Origin of the sequence: Methanobrevibacter sp. TMH8, from assembly GCF_020148105.1 — an archaeon.
In the GTDB taxonomy this organism is placed as follows: Archaea; Methanobacteriota; Methanobacteria; order Methanobacteriales; family Methanobacteriaceae; genus Methanobinarius.
On record NZ_JAHLZE010000003.1, the window covers coordinates 24,064 to 44,807 of the forward strand.

Here is a 20,744-nt window from a genome sequence, read left to right on the forward strand (position 1 = left end):
TGTCTCCTCTAGGCCTATCTCCTCTTGATCCAGGCCTTCTTGGAGCTTGAGTAAATACACGATATTTGTTTTTACCTCTTTTTGGTTGAGTTGTATCTAATTCCATTTTAACTTTTTTAGCTATACTAGCTACAGGATCTGTAAGTAATGGAACTCTTTTTTGTAAATCATCAAAACTTTCAAATGGTTTTTCTTCCCTTGCTTCAATTATGTCCCACATATGTTTTTTACCAATACCTGGCAATAGCTCTAATTTGTGTAAACGTGTGCTTAAGGATCCAGCTTCATTAATCCATTTGATATATTTCTCTTCATGAGCCATTATTATTTCACCGATTACATAATCGATTTCAATTCGACTAGTTGCAGTTAAGTTTTCAAAATCAAGCTTACCTTTTACTCGACTTATTTTATCCCTTTTTCCAGCTCCAATATAAACATTCTCATGAATTTCTAAATCAGTGTGGTCTTTTGGAATAAGTTCAAGTAAAGTGAAATTTTCCGTTCCAATAGCCTGAGCAACAGGTTTCTTTTTAAAGGTAGACATGTTTTCCTTTACATAACCTAAAGGTAAATAGTCTAATATTACTGCATTATCTTCCATTTAATCACAACATCAGTACAACTTTTCAAACTTAATAGTTTTAACTAACTACTGACAATTTCAAATTATTTTTATTAATTATTTTATCTTCAAATATTATGTTATCTCTAAATTATACTTATCCTCATATTGGTTCTATTACATTTAATACTTTTCTATAAAAATGAAATATTTTTGAATAGTAAAAATTAATTTATTAAAAAATGTCATTATTAGCTAACTAATGAATATCTGATAATAATATTTAAAAAAAATAATATTTTATTATATGAATTAATTATATAATATGAATTAATTAATAATAATATTAGAATATAATGATATTAGAATAAATGATATTAAATATCAATATATTAAAATGAGATTAGATTATAATAGATGAATCAAAATTGGATATAGGTTATAATAAATTATAATAAAATATTATTATAATAAGATTATACCAGAATTTAAAAACAGAGCATCTAAATAATCATCTTAATCAAAATTAAATTCTTAAAAACAAGTTATTTAACAATAAAAATAATAAAAATAATGAAATCTAATAAACTAACTTATAAATCAATAATATGTGCAAAAATCAATGCTGATTAATAACTAATGATTAATAAATTGTATTAGATAAATAAAAAAATTTACAAAATTTATTCTTCTTCACGCCTATATTCATTAACAATTTTAAGAATATCTTCTAATTCTTCTTTTTTTATAGGCACTCTCTCTTTAGCAAACATTAATCTTAAATCAGATAAGTCTTTTGGCATGATATCTGCAATACGTACAGCATGCTTTTTTTTGACTATATCACTTAATTTTTCTATTAATTCTTCAGCATCTTCTAAAGAGATTTTGTTAAATTTTGTAACATGATCTAAAGTTAAATTTTGTTCATAACTTAATTCATAGGTTTCTGAAAAATTCTCAAGAATTTGTTTTACTTTAGCTGTAGGAATTGGCTCATTTTCCAATGCTTTCTTCCCTATCATGGGATCACTCTTGTGGTTTCAAGTGTTCAGGTCTAACAATTAATTCTTTAGATTTATTTCCATCATTTAATGCTAAAATATAAGCATTACCTTTATATCCAATTACTTTAGCAGTCTTACCATGGAATCTTGTGTGTGGTTGACCTCTGTGAATACTAGGGTCTATAATGATATGTACTAAATCATCATTATTGAATTTTTGAATTTTTCTAGTTATTGGATTAGATCTTCCAGGTCTTGAAACCTTAGTCATTTTATTTCTTGATCTACTTCTAGATCCTCTTGATCTTTGCATTTTAATAACCTCTTATAATTATAATTTATTAAGTATTAATGTAACTATGGTCATGATTGAAAATAAGACAATAGCTAATAAAAAATTACATAAAATATCATTGGATATTATTTCAAAGTATTTTTAAATGAATTTTTATAATATTAAAATTATTTTATTAAAATAATATTATATTAAAATAAAAATTATGAAAATTTATCCTATCTTTGATAATATTAATATATTCTTGTTAAAGGTATTAATATATTTTTGCTTTTTAGATTTTCAAAAATTTAAAAAAATGAAAAAGGTAAAAAATAAAAAAATAAAAATATAGTGATATTAACAAAAATAATAATTTTATAGAATTACTATATTTAAATCATCTTACCAGTGAATACTAATTCAGCTTCGCCTTTCATAAATGCTCCAAGCTCATCATCTTTCTTGTAAACTTCAATTTCCAAGTCTCCTCCAGGAAGATGAACTAGAACATTATTATCTAAAATTCCAAGCTTAAAACCACTTAAAACACAGGAAGTAGCTCCAGTACCACAAGCGTAAGTAAATCCAGCTCCACGTTCCCAAGTAATCATTTTAATTTCATTTTTTGATATAATTTCTACAAAATGAACATTGATTCTTTGAGGAAAAGATTCATGGTTTTCAATAGCTGGACCATAATTATTTAAGTCTATTTTTTCGGCATTTTCTGTAAATATAACTGCATGAGGGTTTCCTACACTAATTGTTGTCATGGATATTTCTTCACCATCAACGACTAATGTTTCATCTAAAAATTCTTCTGTTTCAGCTATCATTGGAATTTCAGCTGTTTTAAATGTTGATATTCCCATATCAACTTTGAAAAGACTTGAAATATTTTTGTTTTCCTTATCTGGTGTAATCTCAACTATCTTCAACCCACCTAAAGTTTCAACATTGAGTTTATCTTTTTTAATGATGTCATTATCATAAACATATTTAGAAAAACACCTAATACCATTTCCACACATTTCAGCTTCACTACCATCGGCATTAAATATTCTAAACTTTATATCACCATTATCAGTAGCTGGACAAACAAAAATAACACCATCAGCTCCAACAGAAAATCCACGTTTACAAATTTCAATGGAAAAGGTATTTTTTTCGTTTTCTGGAATAATTTCGTGATCAAATTCATTTATTACAACATAATCATTTCCAAGACCATGCATTTTAGAAAACTTTAATCCTGATAAATTCATTTTTAATGTCTCCTTAAAATAATATAAATTAAGAAATATTGAAAAATAAAAAGGAAATTTATTTTTCTAATCTTTTTGGAACAATCTGATTGTTATAAAGATCTTCATAAGTTTCCCTTTCTCTAATAATTTCAGATTTTCCATCACTAACTAAAACTTCAGCAGGTCTAGGTCTAGAATTATATTGAGATGCCATTGAGAATGAATAAGCTCCTGCATTCATAATAGCTAGAAGATCTCCTTCTTCAACTTTTGGAAGGATTCTATCTCTTGCAAATAAATCTCCAGATTCGCAAACATTTCCTGCAACATCAATTTTTTCTACACCCGGAGTATTTTCATTTATTTCTTTAGCATCTTTAGCTTTGTTAGCTACCACAATATGATGGTATGAACCATACATAGCTGGACGAAGAAGAGTGTTAAATCCAGAGTCCACACCTATGAATTTACGATAGCTTTCTTTAATAGTGTTAACTCTTGATAAAAGAATAGCAGCATCACCAACAAGATATCTTCCAGGTTCAATATACATATAAGGCTTTTTAGCTCCATCCATTCCATATTCAGATAATTTTGATTTAAATATTCCAGTGATCTCTTCTGCAAAAGGATCTATGTCAAGTAAGTTTTCTTCCGGCTCATATGGTATTCCAAGACCTCCACCAAGATCTAAGAATTCAAAGTCAATATCTGCTCCTTGAGCTACTTTTCCAGCTATATCCATTAAAACAGTAGTAGCTAGTTTAAATGGTTCAGGATCCAATATTCCAGATCCAATATGAGTGTGCATTCCAATAGGGTTGAATCCCATATCTTTTGCCATTTGATATACTTCAACAGCTTCACTTTCTTTTATACCGAATTTACTCATTTCTCCACCAGTAATACAGTGTTCATGATGTCCTGCACCAACCATAGGGTTCACTCTGAATGAAATTTTGTATCCTTCTGGATCAACAACTTTTGAAAGTCTTTTTAGCTGAGAAATAGAGTCAAGATTAATTCTAACCCCAGTTCCATCTACATATTTCAATTCTTCGTTAGTAACATTGTTACCAGTGAAAAGAATTCTATCTGGAGAAAACCCAGTTTTAAGTGAAGTATATACTTCTCCAGGAGATACTGCATCAACACAACTACCTTCTTCTTCAAGTATTCTCATTACAGAAAGATTAGTGTTAGCTTTACATGCATAAAGTATTTTGAAATCAGAATAATATTTAGTAAAAGCATTGTAAACTCTTTTGTAGTTATCTCTTATCCTGTCTTCATCAATAACATATAAAGGAGTTCCATACTCCTCTGCAAGTTCAACAGTATCTGCCCCACCAATGTCCATGTGCCCTTTTTGATTCACTTTAAGATTTAAATCCATTTAAGTCCTCCTGATAAAAAAAATATTATTATATTACTATTTATAAATTAAATTTAATTAAAAATAGTTTATTATAAGTTTTATTTCTATTTTATTTGATTTTATTATTTTTAAAAATTTTTATTAGCTTTTATTAACTTTTATTAGTTTTTATTATTTTAATTAACTTTTATTTTTCTATATTTTTTTATTTAATATTAATTCCCTTTTAAGTAAATAGCTATCAATAAATAATATCTCTTTTATATTATATAAATGTTTTTTAGTAGGAGAATCTTGATTAAAATTGAATAATAAACAATAATTTGTCTTAAAAATATTAAAAAGAAAAGAATATTCTATATTTATATCTACAACTAAATAAAAAATAGCTAAAAAAACTAAAAAATTATAATAATTTTTATTATATAAAAACGGTTATGTATAATAAAAAATTAGTTATTTATAATATATTATAATTCATAGCTTTATAATTCATAATTTTTTTCAATTAATAGCTTTTTAAACCATCCAGAAACATCTAAATCTTTAATTTCATTCATATACGCCCATTTCCAATCAATATGTTCATCACTTATAGCTATTTCTCCAGATATAATTTCAACATGCATTACTAATGCCACAGTCCGTTTATAAGAGAAATTTTCCTGAACTGCTCCCACTAAATCGCCAATTTTTATATTTAAATTTGTTTCCTCGACAAATTCTCTTATTAATGCATCATCAAAGTCTTCTCCAGGATCAACTTTGCCTCCAGGAAGTTCCCATCGATTAGGGTTTGTTTTTGAATTTGGATGTCTTTTTAAAATTAAAATTTTATCATTTTGTTTCAATAATCCTCTCATTGTCAATCCATATGGAATATCCATCAAATCATCCTCAAATTAATATTATTTCACTACTAATAAATTATAAATTATCTTTAATATATTTATTCTATATAATCTATATAATTTTATTATTAAATTATTATATTAAATTATTATTAAAAAAATTTTAAAATTGCATAAATAAAATATAAAACATAATTAAAGTAAACTAAAAATACCACTAAATATAATAAAGATATTCATTAGCTTATAACATGGTATAAATCATGGAACAAAAAGATGAATATTTAAAAAATAAAAATCTAGAAAAAGAACTTTTTTTAAATAATAAAACTTATTTAAATATTATATCAGACATTAAATCATCAAAACATCGCCAAAAAGCATTGCAAATATTTATGAAAGATGAAAATGTTAAAACTCCTTCAGAAATGTCTAAAATCCTTGGAATTGGTATGTCACACACAAGTAAAATTCTAAATGATTTAAAAACCCATGACCTTATAGTATGTATCAATGAAAAAGATAAGAAAAATAAAAAACATGAAATAACTAAGCTTGGAAGAAATATTGGAAAGATTATAATTAAATCATGATTGAACATAGAAAATCTTTAAATAATATATTTTATTATTTTTTAAATCTTATTATGTTTAAAACATACAAAAATTGAAACAGAGATTACTACCGGAGACATCCCCAAATGAAAATTAATGATGAATATTTAGAAGGATTATCTGCGATAAAGGCCTCAAAACAAAAACAACAAATTATAAAAGTTTTATCTGATCAAAGTATGAAAATTCCATCAGAAATAGGATATGCATTAGATTTAAAAACAAATCATATAAGTGTTAATCTTAGGGAATTGAAAGAAATGAATATTGTAAAATGCCTTAATGAAGAAAAGAAAAAAGGAAGATTATATTGCATAACAAATAAAGGAATGAATCTACTTGAATTCCTATAATACTTAATAATATACTTTATTTAACAAAAATTATATCTTTTATAATAAAATAAAACAAGCCATATTATAGTTCATGTCTATATTATACATATATTATTATATTTATATTATATCCAATTTATTGAATAAAATTAAATTTTTTTTAAATTAAACATAATATATCTATTCTATATTTAAATCGTATTAATTATTACACTAAATATAAATTGAATTGATATAAAAAGTAGCTATGAGTAAAAATAAGATATATATGATTTAATATTTTATATTTTATATGATTTTTTAAATATATAAAAATATAAAAGCAAAATCATATTTTCTACAAGTTCAATAAATTAATACAAGGAGAATTTAATGAAAAAATACGATGAAGAAATGGTAGACCTTCTAACCTATGTAAAACCATCAAAATATAGAAAAGATATATTAAAGGCCCTTGAAAATGAAAAATTAAAAATTCCTTCAGAAATAGCTATTGAAATCGGTACAATAACCAGCCATGTTAGTAGTCACCTTACTGGTTTAAAAGAAAGAAATCTTATAACATGCATTAATGAAAATGCAAGAAAAGGTAGATTATATCATATAACTTCAAAAGGAAAAGCTGTATTGAAACATCTGAAAACAAAAGAAAATATTGATAAAAAATAACAAACAATCTATAAAACAGAAAAAAATCAGAAAAACAAATAAAATAAAAAAATGATTAAAAATAAATAAAAAATAACAAATAAATAATTACAAAAATAATAATAAAAATAATAATAATTACAAAAATAACAAATGAAAATCATTTTTATTTTAATTTATCCATTAAACCAGATTTACGAGCATAATGGAATAGATATAATTGAACATATCCAGCATAATCTCCAAATTTTTCCATTCCAAATTCACGGACTTTATCAACAGAAATATCCTTATTATCAAAATAAAGATAAGAAACAATTCTTTTTATCCAAACATCAGAAGGAAAAGCTTCTTTAAAACCATATCCATAGAGAAGAATGCAGTCAGCTACTTTAGGCCCAACACCTGGAAGAGATAGAACTGTTTCAAATGCTTCTTCATATTTCATCTTAGGAAGTTCTATTAAATCTTCTTCAACACTTAGAATTTCACTAGTTTTTTTCATATAAGGAGCCCTATAACCTACACCACAGGCTTTAAGATTCTTTATACAGCATTCAATCTCAATAGATTTATTACGAGCTTCATACTCCTCAAAATCATCTTCATAAACTGACATGAGCAATGCAGGTGATGGAAATGTATAAAAAGTTCCAGAAGGAAAGTTTACGGGATTTCCCCATTTATCACGAATTTTAGCTATAGATTTAGTCCAACGAGCAATAGAATTATTAGCTGAAGCTATAGAGGAAACCATAGCCTCAAAAGGATCTTTAGCTAAAAACAAACGAAGACCCCTACAAAAATCAATAGCTGGTTTAAGTTTATCATCTTCAGCTAAATAGCTATAAAATTTATTAATATCAAAGTTTAGGTCAAAAATTCTAATTATTTCTTTTTCAATAGCTATTTCATCAATAGAACTATAATCATTATCACTAACACTATCACTTTTAGAAGATGAAAGTTCAAAATCAACATTTAATTTAGAAATATCATTTTGATAAGCTTTAACAAGAATCGGCACATTATCTACATAAATCATGTCACAATAACCAAATTCTATCTTTTTCCAAGGAGATTGTGAAGTTTGGCCTGATTCTTGGGTAAGTTTTAGGTCAATTGTTGAATCAATTTTCATGATTAAACCAAATATGCAATAATTAGATCATAATTCAATAATATATGACTATAATCTAACATTGACGCCTTTTTCTTTCAAATACTCTTTGACTATAGGTACAGGGTATTCATCAAAATGGAAAATACTAGCTGCAAGAGCTGCACTAGCATCAGCTATTTCAAAAGCATCAAGGATATCTTTAGGTTTTCCAACGCCACCAGAAGCTATCACAGGAATATCAACTGCATCATTAATAGCTTTTGTAAGTTCAAGATCATAACCAATTTCAGTTCCATCTCTGTCCATAGAAGTTAAGAGAATTTCACCAGCTCCACGTTCTTGACATTCTTGAGCCCAATCAATAGCATCAATACCAGTAAACTCACTTCCACCATAAATACTTGTGTCAAACCAACAATATCCATCCTTAGTCTCGATTATATTCTTTTCATCACTTTCTTTAGGATTATCAACATATCTTCTTTTTGCATCAATCCCCACTACACAAGCTTGAGTACCAACTACTTCAGATGCTTCATTGATAAGACTAGGATTATGGATAGCTGCAGTATTAGTAGAACATTTATCAGCTCCAGCTTTTAGCATATCAACATAATCATCAACTTTCCTAATTCCTCCACCAATACATATAGGAATAAATACATTTTCTGTTACAGCCTCTACTACATTTTTCATAGTAGCTCTTTTTTCCTTTGAAGCCGTGATATCAAGAAGAACAATTTCATCAGCACCTTGTTCATAATATTTATTAGCTAATTCCACTGGGTTTCCAGCGTACTTTATTTGTTTAAATTCAACTCCTTTAACAACACGACCTTCTGGAACTTGAAGATCACAGTCTAAACATGGAATAATCCTTTTTGTTAACATTACAATTCTCCTAAATTGAATTTTAAATTATTTTAATTTTAAACTATTTAAATTATTTTAAATTATTTTATATAATTTTATATAATTTATATTATTTTTAATATTATTTCTAGTAATATTTTAAATTCTAATATTATTTTTAATATTATTTTTGAATTAAATTTAATATTTTCAATATTATAAAATTATAAAATTATAAAGTTATAAAATTATTATATTATAATATTGTAAGATGAAATTTATTATAATTATTATCTATTTCATTATATTAATATTTATAAAAATTATAAATAATATATAAAAATACTATAAAAATACTGATAAGTACTGATAAATACTGAAAAATAAACTAAAAAATTATAAAAATATAACTAATAATTAAATTTAAATAAAATTAAATAAAATTAAATATATTAATTATTATATTAATCAAATCAATTAAAAATTAAATTAAATAATGTGGTGAGCATGGCTGAAAATAGTGAAAATAAAGATAAATTCAAATTTGAAAGAAAAGGATTAGACTTTCCGTTTTATAACAACAACCCTCATTTATCCAATGGAAAATGGATTATATTGACAATAGGTTTTTTAATAACTTTATTATTTGGTTTAATCCCAAAAGCAGGAATCCCCCAATACATATCTGAGTTTATTTACTTTTTAATTCCATTTGCAACTTTTTTTTATGTTGCTAATGGAAAATTAGGACTTATATGTAAAAAATTCCAAAAAAGCGACATATGGTTGATATTAGGAACTATAATTCTATATTTCGTATATTCACTTGTAATGGGTGTTCTATTAAAATCAATAGGTATTGTAGCACATACGAATCCTGCAATTAGTCATCTAGATAGTATCCTATTTTGGATAGCTTTCCCATTCCAAATATTCGGTGAAGAACTTATAAAAGTAATTCCTTTTATAATAGTTCTATTTTTAATATATAAATTTACAGGTCAACGAAAATTGGGAATCATTATAGCTACTTTAGTTTCAGTAATATTATTTGGAATATTGCATTATAATGCTTATGGAAGTATTATAACTGTAATTTTGATTCAAGGAATAGGTTCTATTATTATGTTATTCGTATATCTGAAGAGTAAAAATATTTTAGCATCTTATATAGTTCATTTAGCTACTGATACCATAATTTTCCTAGGAGCACTCAGTGCAGGGGCTGGATTTTTATTTTAATGTGAAAATTAGTTAAAAAATATATAAAAATTAACAAACACTGAAAAAATGAAAACTAGGTTGAAGGGATTTGAACTCCTAATCAGGATTTAAAATCCTTCAAAAACCTTATTATATCGATTTTAATTAAATTTTAATATAAATTTATAAAAGAATAAATAATATTATTTAATAAATAATACTATTTAGTATTATAATTTCAATAATTTTCTGCCTTTATTTCAAAGTATGCTTTTGGATATCCACATACTGGACAAATTTCTGGTGCAGATTCTCCTTCAATAATATATTCACAATTTCTACATTCCCAAACTGATACTTTTTGTTTTTTAAATACCTCATCATTTTTTAAATTGGCCAAAAGTTTTCTATATTTTGCTTCATGTTCCTTTTCAATTTGCCCTACCATTTCAAAAACATAAGAAATTTTGTCAAAACCTTCTTCTTCAGCTTCTTTTGCAAATTTATTATACTTAGTCCATCCATAATGTTCAACATCTGCTGCATCATCTAAATTAGTTGCTGTATCAGGTATTTCATCATTATGCAAAAGTTTAAACCATATTTTTGCATGTTCCCTTTCTTTTTCTGCAGTTTCAAGAAATAAGGCAGCAATTTGTTCATAACCTTCTTCTTTTGCTTTAGCTGCATAAAAAGTATATTTATTTCTAGATCGTGATTCTCCTGAAAAAGAATTCATTAAATTCTTCTCTGTTTTTGTCCCTTTTAAATCTGACATTTTAATTACCTCTAAATTATCTCTAAAATATTAATCTAAAATTATTTTTAATCTAAAAGATAAAAATCTAAAAGATAAAAATTCTAATTAAAAAACCTATAAATAAAAAAATACACCCCAAGAATACCTATAAATAAATAAAATATAATAATAAAATATAATAATAAAATATAATAATAAATATTATCTATTCAAGATTATATAAATTTAATTGTTTTTCCAATTCTAATGATTCTAAACTCTAATGATTCTAATTAATTTAGTGAAAATAAAGTTTTTAATTATTGTATGAATCAAATTATTTTTATCATATGATAATAAAAAATTATTTAAGCTATATTAACAAAACTAATAACTGATTATTTTTTAAATATCTAAAATAATTAATTAGCAACATTATATAAATGGGCCTGTGGTCTAGCCTGGAATATGACGGAGGACTTCGGATCCTCAGGTCAGGGGTTCAAATCCCCTCAGGTCCGCTTTATTATTACTTTTAAAATGAAAAAAATCTTTTATTTTACTAAAATAGAAAAATAAAAATAAAAAATATAAAATAGAAAATAAAAATATAAAATAGAAAATATATAATAGAAAATATAAGATAGAAAATAAAAAATAAAAAACAGATAAATGTAGTGGAAAAATAACTATATCATTACTCTTCTCTATCTATTGTTGCAACTGCACTTACTTTCTGTCCATCTTTTAATTTTATAAGTCTTGTACCTTGAGTAACACGATCACTAGAAGGTGTTTGTTCTAGTGGAAGTCTTATTACAATACCTTCTTCAGTTACTATTATTAAATCTTTATCACCATCAATAGCTTTAAGTGATATAAGATTTCCGGTTTTTTTGGTTTTCTTTAATGCCTTAACTCCTTTTCCTCCTCTATGAGTTAAACGATAGTCTTCAACATTTGTTCGTTTACCATAACCGTTTTCTGTTACTGTTAAGATTTGTTGGCCATCTTTAGTAATTTCACAGCTAACAACAATTCCTTCATCCATTCTTATTCCTATTAAGCCAGAAGCATTTCTTCCAGAAGATGAAACTTCTCTTTCATCAAAATGAATAGCTTTACCATTTGAAGATGCGAGGAAAATTTGATCATTTCCAGTAGTTTTTTTAACACTAATTAAAGAGTCATTTTCTTTCAGTTTAATAGCTATTTTCCCTGTTTTTCTAATTTTAGAAAATTCAGATAGTTTTGTTTTTTTAACTAAACCTCTTTCTGTAGCAAATAAACAATATTTAGATTTTTCTTCTTGGTTAACTTTTAATACACTAGTGACAATTTCTTCCTCATCTAAAGGCAATAAATTCACAATAGGCAAACCTTTTGATTGTCTTGAATAAATAGGGACTTCATATCCTTTTAAACGATAAACTTTTCCTTTATTTGTAAAGAACATTAAATAATCATGTGTGGTCATGTTAATCATATTTTCTACAAAGTCATCTTCATTTGTAGCCATACCTTTAACACCAACTCCAGCACGATTTTGTGTTCTATAAGTATCTTGCTTAATACTTTTTATATAGCCTTTATTGGTTAAAGTTATAATCATATTCTCAACAGGAATTAAAGATTCATCTTCAATAAATTCAGCACTAGATTTGTCGATAATAGTTCTACGAGGAGGTGCAAATTTATTTTTTACTTCTAGGAGTTCTTCTTTAATAATATTTAAAACTTTATCTTCAGAACCTAAAATTCCTTTAAGTTCTTCAATTAATTTTAAGATTTCGGTTAATTCATTACTAATCTTTTTCCTTTCTAATCCTGAAAGCCGTCTAAGTTGCATGTCTAGAATAGCTATACTTTGTTTTTCAGTTAAGTTAAATCGCTCATTGAATATTTTTTTTATTTCATCTACAGCATCTGTCTCTTTAATAATCTTTACTACAGCATCTATATTATCCAAAGCAATATTTAAACCTTCTAAAATATGTGCTCTTTTTTCTGATTTTTCTAAATCAAATTTAGTTCTTCTTATAACTATTGATTTTTGATATTGAACATAATGATTTATAATTTCAAGAAGATTCAGTCTTTTTGGCCTATTATTTACAAGCATCAAAAGATTGATACTATAATTAGATTGTAGCTGAGTTTTTTTATATAAATTATTTAATAAAACATTAACATTATATCCTTTTTTCACATCAATGACAATTCTTATTCCATCTAACGTAGATTCATCATTCAAGTTAGATATACCTTGAATTTGTTTGTCACGAACTAATTCAGCTATTTTAACGATTAAATTTGTTTTATTTAATTGATAAGGTATTTCTCTTATGATTAACTTGTGTTTTCCATTTTTTTCTTCAATATCAATTTTAGATTGTATTGTAATAGATCCTTTGCCCGTTGTATATGCTTTTTTAATCCCTGCATCTCCTAAAATTGAAGCTGCTGTTGGAAAATCAGGCCCTTTAATATAATCCATTAATTCAAGAACAGTTATATCCTGATTATCAATAAATGCAACACAACCATCTATTACCTCTCCTAAATTATGTGGAGGGATGTTTGTTGCCATACCTACAGCTATTCCTATACTTCCATTAACAAGAATATTAGGAAATCTTGAAGGTAAAACTACTGGCTCTTTTCTTTGGCCATCATAGTTATCTATAAAATCAACTGTGTTTTTATTAATATCTTTCAGCATTTCCATTGAAATTTTTGAAAGACGAGCTTCAGTATATCTGTATGCTCCTGCACCATCTCCATCAATTGAACCAAAGTTCCCATGACCATCAATGAGAGTATTACTATAAGTAAAATCTTGAGCCATCCTAACCATAGCTTCATAAATAGCTGAATCACCATGAGGATGGTAGTGACCCATAATAGCACCAACAGCATTAGCAGATTTTTGATGTTTTTTGCTAGGAAGCATACCCTCTTCAAACATAGTGTACAAAATACGCCTGTGAACTGGTTTTAAACCATCTCTAACATCAGGTATAGCACGTGAAATAATAACACTCATAGAATAATCTAAGAATGAATCTTTTACTTCAGAAGATATATTTACCCTAGTTACTTTATCAATATCATTCTCCATTTTATTCCTCAATTTTATTCATAAATTTCTTCTAATATAATAATTCTTCTAATTATAATGGAATATAATCATGATTATAAAACATAAATAAAAAAATTAAAAAATATTATAAATAATATTTTAAAACTTTATAAAGATACTAAAAAGATACTATAAAAATATCTATGAAATATCTATAAAAATACTTATGAAAATATTATAAAAATATTATAAAATATTATTAAAATTATAAAAATCCTATAATATATTCAAAAGAATTTATAAAAATATTAAACATCCGACTAAACATCCAAATTTCTAACATTCAATGCATTATCTTCAATAAATTTCCTTCTTGGAGCAACATCTTCCCCCATTAATATTTGGAAAGTTTCATCAGCTAAAATTGCATCATCTAACTCAATTTTAAGAAGATTTCTAGTTTTTATATCCATGGTAGTTTCTTTAAGTTCAATTGGGTCCATTTCACCCAATCCTTTCATTCTACTTATATCATACTTAGTTTTTTCACTTAAGTTATTAACATATTCATCAAGTTCTTCTTGATCTAAAACATATTTATTGGTTTTTCCATGAGAAATTTTAAACAAAGGTGGCTGAGCAGCATAAATATGACCATTTTCTACTAATGGTTCAAAATATCTGTAAAAGAATGTTAAAAGCAATGTTCTAATGTGAGCTCCATCAACATCCGCATCTGTCATGATTATAATCTTATTATATCTAAGTTTTTCAATATCAAACTCTTCTCCAACACCAGTACCAAATGCAGTTATTAAACTTCGAATTTCTTCATTAGCTAAAATTTTATCTAAACGAGATTTTTCAACATTTATTATTTTTCCACGAATTGGTAAAACAGCTTGTATTCTAGAATCTCTACCTTGTTTAGCTGGCCCTGCTGCAGAATTTCCTTCCACAATAAAAAGTTCACTTTCTTTCACATCTTTAGATGAACAATCTGTTAATTTTCCCCATTGAGTAGTGAGTTCTAATCCACCTTTTCGCCGAGTTAGTTCACGAGCTTTTTTAGCAGCTATTCTTGCTTTAGAAGCAGCCATTGCTTTTTCAACGATTATTTTAGCTTCATTTGGGTTCTCTAATAAGAATTTTCTAAATCCTTCTGAAAAAATACTTGATGCAATTTTTTTAACTTCAGAATTTCCTAGTTTTGTTTTTGTTTGACCTTCGAATTGTGGATTAGGATGTTTACAAGATATGATCATTGCTAAACCTTCTCTAACATCATCACCGATTAAAGGTTCATCTTTTTCCTTTAAAATTTTCTTATCTTTGGCATATCTTTTTATTTCTTTTGTTAAAGCTTGTTTAACTCCATCCTCATGAGTTCCACCCTCATGAGTATTAATATTATTGACAAAAGAATATATTAATCCAGAATAACTTTTATTATATTGTAATGCTACTTCAATAATAACCTCATCTATTTCACCTTCTACATCAACAATTTCTTTAGTAAGAGGCGTTTTATTCTTATTTAGCATTTTAACATATTCTTTTATTCCACCCTCATACATAAATTCTTCTTGAACTTTTTTATCTTCTCCCCTTCTTTCATCAGTCAAGATTATTTTGAGGCCTTTATTTAAAAATGCTAATTCTCTAAGCCGTGTTCTTAAAATATCATAATCAAATTCAGTAGTTTCTGTGAAAATTTCTGGATCAGGTCTAAAAGTTACTTCAGTACCACTTTTTTCCCCTTCATATTCCCCTATAACTTTTAATTTTTCAATGTCTTTTCCACCATTTTTAAAGCTCATTGAATAAATAGAACCATTTTGATAAACTTTAATTTCTAAAAAACTACTTAATGCATTAACAACACTAGCACCAACACCATGTAATCCACCAGAAACTTTATATCCACCTCCACCAAATTTACCTCCTGCATGTAAAACAGTGAATACAGTTTCAATAGTTGAAACTCCAGTTTTAGGATGTATTCCAGTAGGAATCCCTCTTCCATTATCAATAACTGTAATTGAATTATCTTTATTGATGAATACTTTTATAATATCAGAATAACCAGCTAATGCTTCATCAATAGAATTATCTACAATTTCCCAGACTAAATGATGAAGTCCTCGACTACTTGTTGATCCAATATACATTCCAGGACGTTTTCTAACAGCTTCCAAACCCTTTAATACTTTAATATCATTGTCATTATAGGTGCTTTCATTCATGTTTTCATTCATTTTTATCTTTTCCTTATTATGTAAAACTACTAATCATTAACTTACTATTTGTTTTATCATATATTAATAATTTAACATTTCTTAATCAAACTTTTGCATTTATTTTCTTCAAATAATTATTATAACAATTATTATAACATATATTTAAGATATTCATATTTTCAAATCTCAAATCATTTCCATATTCAATCATTTTTTAATTGTAAAAATTTTTTTATTTAAAATTTTAATTAAGAATTTTATTTTAATTTTAAGAATACAATTTTATTTTAGTGATTTAAACCATATAATTCTATCTATTTATTTTTTAAATAGAAATTTATCTATTTATTTTTTAATTAAAGCTTTTAATAATAGCTAATATATTTATAAAAATTTCATGAAAAAATATAAAATTTACAAAAAAATAAGAAATAATAAATAAGAAATAAAAAATAATAAAAATAATAAAATAATAAAATAATAAAATAATAGAAAATTAAGTGTGTAAATAGTTTATTTAAGCTTTTATTTCTGTTTTAAATGTTTAATTCTTCTAATGTTGAAAAATAAGAAGATTATTGCTAATATACAAAAGCCAAATCCAACTAAAAAGGGAGTGCTTGGTGAAATAGTTTCTCCCAAAAATCCTGCAAGGACTGGTGCAATAGCTGAACCTATGAAACGCAAGAAATTATATGCAGAAGATGTTGTTGAGCTATCAATTGGAGATCCATCCATGACTACAGTTGTTAGTAGAGTGTTTATATTACCTATTAAAATACCAGAAAGTGCTGTAGCTAATATCACTACCCATTGTATAGATGTGAATAATCCCATTATTAACAACAATATAGCAAATAAACTTACAATTAAATATAGTGATTTTATTGAACCTAACCTATTTCTAATCTTTGGAGCTATAATAACTGAATTAATAGCTAAAAATACACCCCAGCATAAAAATACTAATCCTATACCTTCAGCAGACAAATTTAATACAAATGGAGCATATGCCAATAATGTAAAAAACCCAAAGTTGTATAAGAAAGCAAAAAAACCAAATATTAATATATGTTTATGTTTCATTGCATGGATTGGATCCAATATAGAGGTTTCAGTATTTTTATGATGTTCAACTGATTCTTGTACTTGATCTTCAGTAGGAGAATGTTTTGGCATTAGAATAGTGATTAAAAGAAATGCTATAAACATTAAAAATCCAACACCAAAAAAGGGAAATCTCCAAGAAAAACCCCCTAATAATCCTCCGATTATAGGTCCGATTGATAATCCAAGTCCAATAGCTGCTTCATACATTATTATTGATTTTTTCACTTTATCTTTAGAAAATGATATTATTGTTGTTAAGGCAACAGCTATGAAAATAGCATTTCCAAGACCCCAACCACAACGAAGAACTATTATTTCCCAAACATTATGCCCTAAACCACAAAGCACAGCAAATATAGCTATTAAAGCTATCCCTGCAAGAAGTGTTATTTTAGTTCCTAATTTTCTATTTATAAAACCTGTAATAAGCATTGCAACAGCCATTATTGCATTATAACCAGAAAAAAGTAATGTAGCTTCAGTTTGACTCGCTCCAAGTTGAGAAGAAATAGCTGGTAAAATTGGATCTACAAGACCAAGTCCCATAAATGCTATTATACCTGCAAAAAATACAGCCCATACAACCATAGATGCTTTATTATTGTTATTATTATTTTTTGATTGATTATATTTTTTAATTTTATTTATTAAAATTACACACACCTTTTACAATTTAACAGAATATTTATAAAATATTTGTAAATAGTTTAAATATCAATAATTGATACCTCAACTATTTATTATTATAGATATAACCCACTTAAAGTTATAATCTTAAAATAATTTATTTAAGAAATTTATTTTAAATGTAAAAATAGCTTTTTCAAAAGAAAATCTAATTTATTTAACTCTGATTCAGAGAAAATAGAGCCAATATCACTATTATAATCAAATAAAATCTTTTCAGATTTTTTATATAATTGATCTCCTTTTTTTGTAATATAAATCAAAAATTCTCTTTTATCATCGGGAGACACTTTTCTTTTAACAAGCCCTTTTTCTTCAAGAGAATTTAAAATACGTGTAATAGCTGCATTATTTCTAAGAGAAATTTCAGCTAGATTTTTTTGGTTATAACCTTCCATTCTATGTATTCTAGCTAATGTAACCCATTGACTAAGAGAAATATTATATTCTTTAAGGATATTTTCCATTTCATTTCTCATTAAATGGTTAATCTTAGGAATTAACCACATAAGTCCTTTTTCATCCCTGAATTCGAATCTATCTTCCATATTTTCACTTTTAAAACAGCTAAATTTTTGATTGAATTATTAATATTTCATTGTTAATTTATTATAATAGTTGATATATCTATAATTGATATATCAATTAATTTGTTTTTTATTTTATATAAATATTTCTTTTATAAATAGAAATTTAAAATAATAATATTTAAAATCAAAAAACAAAAAATCAAAAAACTATTTAAAATTTATCATTATCAACAACAGCTTCCTTAAAAAATTGAGGAACTAAAGATCTGTAAAGTGGGCTCTTAAATAGAATATCTATATCTCCATCAAGAATATAAGTATAACAAGAATCATCTTCAGCTCTCATTCCTCGGCCATATGCTTGCATCAAAGTCATTACTGTTTTATAAGCATACCAACGCCTATCTCTCTTCATTCTCATATTTACTTGTTCATCACCAAGATAAGGGAAAGGAACCTTGTAAATTATCTGAAAACGGCACTTATCATATGGTAAATCAACACCTTCACTCATAGAAGGGCTAGCTAATACAAGAGGTTCTTCACTTTTTTCAAAGTGATTTAGAACCCTTTCTCTATTTTGAGAGGTATGAGAAATCAATCGAGAGCTAGGTAATTTTTTAACAATATAATCCTGGCATTTATAGCTATTTGTATGAATCAGACCTTTATCGTTTTTATGTTTATTTAAAATAGCTTCTAATATAGGAAGAGTCTTTGGAGCACTTCTTTTAATTCTATTAGATGACATTTTTCCTGCAATATTTAATTCAATAGGTCTTTGCTCTGGTGGAAATGGACTATCCACTTTCATATGATAAACTTCATTTGGATTAAGTCCAAGCCATTTAGAAAACATCTTATGAGAGAGGACTGTTGCACTCAAAAATAAACAAACTTCACCATGTCTGAACAAATAATCTTTAGCATATTGATGAACACGTAATGGTTTAAATGAAACTCCATCAGGCAATGGATCGATAATCCAGTTTTTAGGCTCATTTTCAAGATTTTCTTTAAGTTGTTTTAATCTAGCTATAGTAGAATTGATTCTATCAGCTTTATTTTTAGGTAAATCTTTTCTTTCAATATCACTGTATGAATCTTTAATAGCTTCAATTTCCATTATCCAATCTTTATAATCTTTTTCTTTAAGAATACTAGGATTAATTTTCTTTTTAATATCTTTTTCAAGTCTTTTATTGTATAAAGTAAGCTCCATTGTGTTCATTAATTTATTTTCAATATTATGAGCTTCATCAAGAATAAGAAGATTTCTAGGAGGAAAATGCTTTACATAATTCAATTCAAGTATTGCATAATCATAATTCATTAATGTAATAGGAGAATTTATTGCATTAGTTTTTTGTTGCCAATAATAGCAATGTTCATCATCCTGAAAAAAAGTTGGAACTCCGTATGCATCTTCAAAAGCTTCAGACCCTGTAAGATTTGGAGTTCTTGAAATTCCAAATTTACAAAAGAAGTTTCGAGAACTTGGAGTAGTTTTGCAAGTTCCGATATCACAGGTTGAATCTAAATTATCTTGTAAACAAGAAAAGTTCCCTCTTCCTTTAACCATTGGAAAATCAAACTCATTAAAATACTGAGCTTGTAATTGTTTTGTCATAGTGAGAATATAAGCTGACTGATACATTTTAGCTAAAGTAGTAGCTATAGCTGATTTTCCAGTACCAGTACCAGCTTCAAGAATGATATATTTATATCCATCTTCAATAGCTTCGTTAATATCAGATATAATTTCTAACTGCCCTTTTCTCGGAGTTTCAAAAGGAAAATTTTCAATTATCTCTTCACTAATATTTGGAAATTTATTCTTCAATTCTTTAACTCGTCCATCAGCCAATAAATTATCCTCAATAGAATAAGTATTTTGAATGCCAACTGATTCCATTTTCAATTCATTGTCTGATAAAACTAATTTAGAATTATTAGAATTAGCAAATTTATTTGATTTATATGAATTACGAGAATTATTAGAATTAGTAGAATTATATTTTGATTTAGACTTTTTTTGTATATTTCCACATACACAGTTATTTTTCATCATTCCACAATTTGGACAAAACAAAGAATTTGACATCAAAAATATATTAGTGATGGAAGTATAAATAAATGATAGCTAGTGGTCATGAAAAATAATATTAATTTAAGAAAAATATTTTTATTGTAAAAAATTGATTTATACTTAAAAAATTTATTTTAAATGCTTTTTTATATAATTATTTATATAAT

At 25.9% G+C, this 20,744-nt stretch carries 17 protein-coding genes, 1 tRNA gene and 1 pseudogene; 5 read left to right on the plus strand and 14 right to left on the minus strand.

The annotated features are described in order from the left end of the window. Nucleotides 1–37: 37 nt before the first annotated feature. The 6 genes and pseudogenes from KQY27_RS00615 to KQY27_RS00640 all read right to left on the minus strand — a co-directional run. A pseudogene (locus KQY27_RS00615) lies at nt 38–604 on the minus strand (DUF655 domain-containing protein); the annotation flags it as partial. 644 nt (nt 605–1,248) lie between these two features. After that, nucleotides 1,249–1,590, minus strand: coding sequence for an RNA polymerase Rpb4 family protein (locus tag KQY27_RS00620; protein ID WP_224424645.1), 342 nt, complete (start codon nt 1,588–1,590; stop codon nt 1,249–1,251). Nucleotides 1,591–1,594: 4 nt separating this feature from the next. Continuing rightward, on the minus strand, nt 1,595–1,885 hold the full coding sequence (locus KQY27_RS00625; protein WP_224424646.1) for a 50S ribosomal protein L21e: 291 nt from the start codon (nt 1,883–1,885) through the stop codon (nt 1,595–1,597). A gap of 356 nt (nt 1,886–2,241) precedes the next feature. Continuing rightward, nucleotides 2,242–3,114 carry a diaminopimelate epimerase gene (dapF, locus tag KQY27_RS00630; RefSeq protein ID WP_224424647.1) on the minus strand — a complete coding sequence of 291 codons (873 nt, stop codon included), beginning with the start codon at nt 3,112–3,114 and terminating at the stop codon, nt 2,242–2,244. A 58-nt stretch (nt 3,115–3,172) separates the two neighbouring features. Continuing rightward, nucleotides 3,173–4,492, minus strand: a complete 1,320-nt coding sequence (gene lysA, locus KQY27_RS00635; protein ID WP_224424648.1) for a diaminopimelate decarboxylase — start codon at nt 4,490–4,492, stop codon at nt 3,173–3,175. Between the two features lie 467 nt (nt 4,493–4,959). Next, the gene (locus KQY27_RS00640) at nt 4,960–5,361 is read right to left on the minus strand and encodes an NUDIX domain-containing protein (RefSeq protein WP_224424649.1); all 402 of its coding nucleotides are present in this window, start codon (nt 5,359–5,361) and stop codon (nt 4,960–4,962) included. Between the two features lie 227 nt (nt 5,362–5,588). Here KQY27_RS00640 and KQY27_RS00645 point away from each other — a divergent pair, with 227 nt between their 5' ends. The 3 genes from KQY27_RS00645 (at nt 5,589) to KQY27_RS00655 (ending at nt 6,943) form a co-directional block, all read left to right on the plus strand. Then, complete coding sequence (locus KQY27_RS00645) at nt 5,589–5,918, plus strand: MarR family transcriptional regulator (RefSeq protein WP_224424650.1); 330 nt, start codon at nt 5,589–5,591, stop codon at nt 5,916–5,918. Nucleotides 5,919–6,025: 107 nt separating this feature from the next. Then, entirely contained in the window at nt 6,026–6,292 is a 267-nt protein-coding gene (locus tag KQY27_RS00650) for a winged helix-turn-helix domain-containing protein (protein ID WP_224424651.1), read from the plus strand. A gap of 354 nt (nt 6,293–6,646) precedes the next feature. Next, on the plus strand, nt 6,647–6,943 hold the full coding sequence (locus tag KQY27_RS00655; protein WP_224424652.1) for a transcriptional regulator: 297 nt from the start codon (nt 6,647–6,649) through the stop codon (nt 6,941–6,943). A gap of 145 nt (nt 6,944–7,088) precedes the next feature. Here KQY27_RS00655 and KQY27_RS00660 read toward each other — a convergent pair whose 3' ends face one another. Together KQY27_RS00660 and hisF are read right to left on the minus strand one after the other, a co-directional pair. Continuing rightward, nucleotides 7,089–8,063 (minus strand): DNA glycosylase, encoded by a 975-nt coding sequence (locus tag KQY27_RS00660; protein ID WP_224424653.1) that lies wholly within the window; start codon nt 8,061–8,063, stop codon nt 7,089–7,091. A 48-nt stretch (nt 8,064–8,111) separates the two neighbouring features. Continuing rightward, entirely contained in the window at nt 8,112–8,936 is an 825-nt protein-coding gene (gene hisF, locus KQY27_RS00665; RefSeq protein WP_224424654.1) for an imidazole glycerol phosphate synthase subunit HisF, read from the minus strand. Between the two features lie 468 nt (nt 8,937–9,404). On the opposite strand from hisF, the gene KQY27_RS00670 reads away from it, so the two are divergent. Further along, a complete protein-coding gene (locus KQY27_RS00670; protein ID WP_224424655.1) occupies nt 9,405–10,139 on the plus strand; it encodes a CPBP family intramembrane glutamic endopeptidase in 735 nt (244 codons plus the stop codon). A gap of 199 nt (nt 10,140–10,338) precedes the next feature. Here KQY27_RS00670 and rbr read toward each other — a convergent pair whose 3' ends face one another. After that, nucleotides 10,339–10,878, minus strand: a complete 540-nt coding sequence (gene rbr / locus KQY27_RS00675; protein WP_224424656.1) for a rubrerythrin — start codon at nt 10,876–10,878, stop codon at nt 10,339–10,341. 406 nt (nt 10,879–11,284) lie between these two features. On the opposite strand from rbr, the gene KQY27_RS00680 reads away from it, so the two are divergent. Beyond that, nucleotides 11,285–11,360, plus strand: a tRNA-Arg gene (locus KQY27_RS00680). Nucleotides 11,361–11,536: 176 nt separating this feature from the next. On the opposite strand, the gene gyrA is transcribed toward KQY27_RS00680, so the two are convergent. From gyrA to KQY27_RS00705, 5 genes are all read right to left on the minus strand, one after another. Further along, nucleotides 11,537–13,960, minus strand: coding sequence for a DNA gyrase subunit A (gyrA, locus tag KQY27_RS00685; protein WP_224424657.1), 2,424 nt, complete (start codon nt 13,958–13,960; stop codon nt 11,537–11,539). Nucleotides 13,961–14,241: 281 nt separating this feature from the next. Further along, nucleotides 14,242–16,179 carry a DNA topoisomerase (ATP-hydrolyzing) subunit B gene (gene gyrB, locus KQY27_RS00690; protein ID WP_224424658.1) on the minus strand — a complete coding sequence of 646 codons (1,938 nt, stop codon included), beginning with the start codon at nt 16,177–16,179 and terminating at the stop codon, nt 14,242–14,244. A 507-nt stretch (nt 16,180–16,686) separates the two neighbouring features. Further along, nucleotides 16,687–17,934 (minus strand): MFS transporter, encoded by a 1,248-nt coding sequence (locus tag KQY27_RS00695; RefSeq protein ID WP_224424659.1) that lies wholly within the window; start codon nt 17,932–17,934, stop codon nt 16,687–16,689. Between the two features lie 134 nt (nt 17,935–18,068). Next, on the minus strand, nt 18,069–18,506 hold the full coding sequence (locus tag KQY27_RS00700; protein WP_224424660.1) for a MarR family transcriptional regulator: 438 nt from the start codon (nt 18,504–18,506) through the stop codon (nt 18,069–18,071). Between the two features lie 193 nt (nt 18,507–18,699). Next, nucleotides 18,700–20,592, minus strand: coding sequence for an ATP-dependent DNA helicase (locus KQY27_RS00705; protein ID WP_224424661.1), 1,893 nt, complete (start codon nt 20,590–20,592; stop codon nt 18,700–18,702). Nucleotides 20,593–20,744 lie beyond the last annotated feature (152 nt).